Source organism: Streptomyces glaucescens, from assembly GCF_002154375.1.
Classification (GTDB): Bacteria; Actinomycetota; Actinomycetes; order Streptomycetales; family Streptomycetaceae; genus Streptomyces; species Streptomyces glaucescens.
On sequence record NZ_MUND01000183.1, the window covers coordinates 1 to 5,251 of the forward strand.

Consider the following 5,251-nt stretch of genomic DNA (forward strand, 5'->3'; position numbering starts at 1 on the left):
GGCGGGCAGCACCTCGGTGCCGCGTACGGCGAGGGTGGTCAGCGTGTCGCAGAGCAGCAGGTCGGCGAAGGCGCCGGAGAGCAGGGACCGCAGGACCGGGAGGTCGATCGCGGGGGCGCCGTAGAGGTGGCGGCCGGCCAGGTGGCGCAGGGTGATCCGGAGGGCGGAGTCGAGCGCGCCGGCACAGGCGCCGACCGCGACCGCCTGGGCGTTGTCGGTCTCGGGGACGGTCGCCAGGGCGGGTGAGCGGCGGCAGACGGCGCGCAGGGCGTGCATCACGGGCTCGGGTGCGCCGGCCGGGACGTGCCAGGGCTGCGGGTCCAGGGGCCGGCGCCCCTCGGCGGCGGCGAGGACGGCGTCGAACCCGTGGGGGTTGGCGGCGTCGAAGGGGTCGCCGAGGCGCTGCTCCAGCACCTCTTCGAGGGCGGTGGTCATGAGGCGTTCGCCTCCTGCGGGGTGCCGGGACGGAGCTGGTCGAGCAGCGAGACGAAGTGGCCGGGCGGACGGCCGAGCAGCAGGTCGGCGCAGTCGTCCAGGGCCTGGGCCTCCGCGTCGTCGACGGGTTCGCCGAGGTCGGTGAGGGCCTTGACGAGGCAGCCGCGCAGCCAGGTGTCCGGGGCGGGGGTGCCGTCGCCGGTGGCCGGGGTGGCGCGCAGCCACAGGTGCAGGGCGCAGGCGGCGGCGAAGCACAGTTCGTACCGCTCGGCGAGGTCGAAGGCCTCGGCCGGTACGGCGCGGGGGGTGAACCGTACGGCCGCCATGGCCTCGTGGAGGCGTTCGGTGGCGTCCAGGAGCCGGGTGGCCAGGGACAGCAGGGAGTCGAGGCCGGCCCCGTCCCGGCTGTCGCGGGCGCGCTCGCGCAGTTCGGCGACGGCGGCGGGCAGTCCGGCCGGCACCGAGGCGCCCGCGGTGGACAGCAGGCTGAGCGCGGCGGGCCGGAAGGGCCGGGGTGCGGTGTGCGGGCTGGTGGCCTCGGCGAGGCCCGCGGCGTCGACGCGGCCCTTGCGGTAGCCGCGGGCCAGGCGCGGGAACTGCTCGATCAGCGCGTTGCGGTTGACCAGGCTGCTGCCGTCGAAGATGCCGATGATGCGGTGGTCGCGCTCCGCCTTGGCGAACTGGCCGTGGGGGTCGCCGGGGCCGAGCAGCCCGTGCGGGCCCAGGAGGTGCAGCAGCCGGGCGATCAGGGCGTCGATCTGGGCGGGCACGTAGGCCTTGGCGACGGCGGAGACGACGCTCATCTCGCCGGTGAGGGCGTGCAGGGAGCGTACGGCGACCAGGCCGGTGGCCTCGGCCAGCAGCAGGCCCGCGGTGGCCTCGCCGAGTTCGCGGCGGATGTGCGGGCGCCGGGCGAGCGGTGTGCCGTCGTCGCCGGCGTGGCCGGCGGCGAAGTCGGCGGCCAGCCGCAGGGCGTGGTCGCCCGCGCCGAGCGACATGGCGGCGCAGCAGGTGCGGGTGATGTGCAGGGCCTTGACGATGATCTCGACGCCCTGGCCCGGTGCGCCGATCAGGGCGTCCGCGGGCAGGTGGGCGTCGTGCAGGGCGATGCCGCTGATGTCGGCGCCGCGGATGCCGTAGGTGCGCACCTTGGGCAGGCAGGTGTGGGTGCCGGGGCCGAGGCGGGCCTTGTCGACGAGGAAGAGGCTGAAGCCGCGCGGGCCGCCCGCGTCGTGGGTGCGGGCCAGCACGGTCACCAGGCCGGCCCGGGAGACGTTGTTGATCAGCCACTTCTCGCCGTTGAGCAGCCAGCCGCCGTCCGCGGCCGGCCGGGCGGTGACCTCGCCGGAGAGCAGGTCGCTGCCGTGGTGGCGTTCGGTCAGCGCGCAGGACACCACCTCGCCGTCGGTGATGCGCCGGGCGAGCCGCCGGGCGGGTTCCTCCGCGCCGGTGATCCAGGTGGACACGGCGCCGAGGTAGGTCTTGCCGTGCGCGGCGGCGACGGTGAGGTCGATCCGCGCGACGGCGCGCAGCAGGCGCATCACGACGGTGAAGTCGTCGAGGGCGCCGCCGTGTTCGGCGGGCACGTAGTAGCGGGGCAGTCCGGCCTCGTCGAGGGCGCGGACGGCGTCGGCGGGAAAGGCGTCGGCCCGGTCGAGCGCGGCGAGTTCCGCGGCGCCGAACGGCAGGCCGGGTCCGGTGAGTTCGCGCAGCCGCCGGGCGAACCGGTCCACCGGGCCGGCGGCGAGACCCTGCGCGGGAGGCGCTGTGGTGGTCATACGGCCGCCTTCGCGAGGGCGGGGGCGGCGGCCCGCTCGGCGGTGGGGCGGAGCAGGGCGTCCTGGTAGTCGGCGTGGAGGGGTTCGAGGGCGCCGGAGCGGAACAGCTCGCGCATCGCGGAGCGCTGGATCTTGCCGCTGGTGGTGCGGCGCACCCCGCCCGGCCGCAGCAGCAGGACGGCGCCGACGGGGGCGCCGAACTCGCGGGCGACGGTCAGGCGCATGTCGGCGGCGAGGCGGCTGAGCCGGTCCGCTTCCTTGATGCCGCGCACCTCGTGGGTGACGACGAGGACGTCCTCGCCCTGCGGGCCGTGGCCGGGGACGGTGAAGCAGGCGCCGACCAGGCTGCCCAGTTCGGGCTGCTGGGCGCGCAGCTCGTGTTCGATGTCCTGCGGGTAGAGGTTGCGTCCGCGCACGATGAGCACGTCCTTGATGCGGCCGGTGACGTACAGCTCGCCGTCGTGGAGGGTGCCGAGGTCGCCGGTGCGCAGGTAGCCGGTGTCGCCGTCGGTGGTGGTGGCGCGGAACTCGGCGGCGTTGGTGGTCTCGCGGTTCCAGTAGCCGTGACCGATGACGGGGCCGCGCAGCCAGATCTCGCCGACCCGGCCGTCGGGCAGCACGTCGTGGGTGCGGGGGTCGACGATGCGGATCTCGGCGCCGGTGACGGGGCCGCAGGCGGCGACGAGGCGGCCGGGCTCGTCGTCGTCGACCGGGCGGAACTCGTGGCGTTCGAGGAGGTCGACGGAGACGCGGCGGGCGCTGTGCGGGGTGTCGAGGGCGCCGGAGACGAAGAGGGTGGCCTCGGCCATGCCGTAGCAGGGGCTGAGGGTGTCGGGGCGCAGGCCGTGGGCGGCGAACCGGGCGAGGAAGCCGTCGAGCACGGAGGGGCGCACCGGTTCGGAGCCGTCGACGGCGTACCGCCAGCGGGACAGGTCCAGGCCGGCGAGCTGCTCGTCGGTGATGCGCCGGGTGCACAGGTCGTAGGCGAAGTCGGGCGCGGCGGAGCAGTGGATGCCGAAGCGGTCGATCATGTGCAGCCACAGGTGCGGCCGCTTGAGGAAGGTGGACGGGCTCATGATGACGGTCCCGGCGCCGCTCATGAGGGGCGGCAGGATGAGGCCCATCAGCCCCATGTCGTGGAAGTGCGGGATCCAGCCGCCGAGCGGGGTGTGCTCGTCGAGGCCGAGGACGTCGATGAGGTTGGCGCTGTTGTGCAGCAGGTTGCCGTGGGTGATGACGACGCCCTTGGGGTCGCCGGTGGAACCCGAGGTGTACTGGAGCACGGCGATGCTGTCGTGGGTGAGGTGCGGCGGCGTCCAGCCCTCGGGGCCGGGCCCGGCGCCGTCGTCGGTGACCAGCAGGGGGAAGGCGCCGACCTCGTCCTCGGTGATCCAGTTCTCGACGTCGCCGCGGGTCGCGGTGTCGGTGAGGATCGCCGTGGCGCCCGCGTCCTCGGCGATCCGCCTGACCCGGCGCCGCTCGTGGCGGTAGCGGCCGGGCAGCGAGGAGGGGACCGCGACGGCGCCGGCGTAGAGGCAGCCGGTGAAGGCGGTCAGGAAGGCGAGTCCGGCCGGGTAGAGCAGGAGCACGCGGTCGCCGGTGCCGACGCCGGCGGCGCGCAGCCGCTGGGCGATGTCACGGGCGTGCCGGTCCAGCTCCGCGTACGTCAGCCGACTCGCCCCGTCGTCCCGGAGCGGATCGGTGACGTACGTCGCCGCGGTCTTTTCCGGGATGTTCTCCGCATGACCGACGAGAACTGCGTCGACACTGGGCGCGGTGACGATGTCCGCCATTTTCGAAGTCCTGCCCTTCGCGTTCGCTGACTGAATATCCGCCGCACCCGGTTCAGCGCAGCGGATTCTTTCTAGCGATGCCCGGGGAGGTCCGGGAAGGCGGCTGACAGCAAACTGCACGGCAGGGTCGCCGGTTCGGGGACGGGGGCGCGGATCGGGTCTGCGGGGGCGCTGTGGAGCCCGGACGTCGGGCCAGTACCGGCCAGTCGGAGGCCCGTTGGGGACGTCGTGCGCGCAGTAGAGTCGACAGCGCAGCCGCTGCGCGGCTTCTGCACCGGCCGAATTCCCGGCCGTCACCCCCCTTTTTATCTCATTCCGCCGAGTGATCTGCGTACCGGTCCTGGCGCCGGAAATACGCCGGCACTCCAGAAACCGGAACTCACATGAATTCCTCAGATGACTCCATGAATTCCTCATACGCCGACGCGGCGCCTTCCGTGCTGCTGACCGGAACGTCCTCGGACGCCCATACCTGGAATCTCGTCCATCTCCAGCTCGTCCTGGAGGAGATCGGCCACACGGTGGAGAACCTCGGCCCGTGCGTCCCCGAGGATCTGGTGGTGCGGTCCTGCCTGGACCTGCGGCCCGCCCTGGTGGTGGTCAGCAGCGTCAACGGCCACGGCTTCAACGACGGCCTGCGGCTGATCCGGGCGCTGCGGGCCCGGCCCGAACTGGCCGGGACCACCGTGGTGATCGGCGGGAAGCTGGTCACCGACGGTCTGCGCAACGTGGGCATGGTCCGCCGGCTCACGGCGGCCGGCTACGACCGGGTCTTCGACGACGGCGAGCTGGCCGCGTTCCGCGCGCTCGCCGCCCGGACGCCCTACCGAGCGGTGTCGTGACACCGGCGTCCTTCGGCGGCTTCGTCTCCCGGGCGCACGCGCGAGGCGCCCTCGTGGTGCAGCCGCGGATGGGCTTCGGCGATCCACGGCTGATGCGCGAGGGCCTGGAGCGGACCCGGGCGGCCGAGGCGGTGACCGTCGGCACCCTGACGCTCGACAGCTACACCCGCGTGGGCGACCTGGCGGCGGCCGGCCGCGCCGTGCGGGACGGTGCGGCGCTCAACGGATACCCGATCTGCACCCACTCCCCCGACGTGTCGCGGGCGATGCTGGACGGCGTCCACGGCGCCGGCTTCCCCGTGCAGGTGCGGCACGGCTCGGCACGCCCCGAGCACATCGTGGCCGCGCAGCTGTCCCTGGGCCTCGACGCCACCGAGGGCGGCCCCGTCTCGTACTGCCTGCC

The 5,251-nt window shown here is 74.1% G+C and carries 3 protein-coding genes and 2 pseudogenes; 2 read left to right on the forward strand and 3 right to left on the reverse strand.

What is annotated here, in order from left to right; translation table 11 throughout:
* The 3 genes and pseudogenes from CCN42_RS13570 to CCN42_RS13580 form a co-directional block, all read right to left on the reverse strand.
* Positions 1–435: pseudogene (locus CCN42_RS13570) on the reverse strand (hypothetical protein); the annotation flags it as partial.
* Positions 432–2,213 carry an acyl-CoA dehydrogenase family protein gene (locus CCN42_RS13575; protein WP_086735725.1) on the reverse strand — a complete coding sequence of 594 codons (1,782 nt, stop codon included), beginning with the start codon at positions 2,211–2,213 and terminating at the stop codon, positions 432–434. The pseudogene CCN42_RS13570 and the gene CCN42_RS13575, both read right to left, overlap by 4 nt.
* A complete protein-coding gene (locus CCN42_RS13580; protein ID WP_086735727.1) occupies positions 2,210–4,006 on the reverse strand; it encodes a fatty acyl-AMP ligase in 1,797 nt (598 codons plus the stop codon). Before CCN42_RS13580 ends, CCN42_RS13575 begins: the two co-directional genes overlap by 4 nt.
* A 404-nt stretch (positions 4,007–4,410) precedes the next feature.
* Between CCN42_RS13580 and CCN42_RS13585 the strand changes: the two genes are divergently transcribed.
* Together CCN42_RS13585 and CCN42_RS13590 are read left to right on the forward strand one after the other, a co-directional pair.
* Positions 4,411–4,848, forward strand: a complete 438-nt coding sequence (locus CCN42_RS13585; protein ID WP_086735729.1) for a cobalamin B12-binding domain-containing protein — start codon at positions 4,411–4,413, stop codon at positions 4,846–4,848.
* A pseudogene (locus CCN42_RS13590) lies at positions 4,845–5,251 on the forward strand (amino acid--tRNA ligase-related protein); the annotation flags it as partial. The gene CCN42_RS13585 and the pseudogene CCN42_RS13590, both read left to right, overlap by 4 nt.

Excerpts from the sequence above, each read along its gene's own strand:
- CCN42_RS13585 (WP_086735729.1), top strand. The coding sequence starts at position 4,411 with ATGAATTCCTCATACGCCGACGCGGCGCCTTCCGTGCTGCTGACCGGA.
- CCN42_RS13575 (WP_086735725.1), bottom strand. The coding sequence starts at position 2,213 with ATGACCACCACAGCGCCTCCCGCGCAGGGTCTCGCCGCCGGCCCGGTG.
- CCN42_RS13580 (WP_086735727.1), bottom strand. The coding sequence starts at position 4,006 with ATGGCGGACATCGTCACCGCGCCCAGTGTCGACGCAGTTCTCGTCGGT.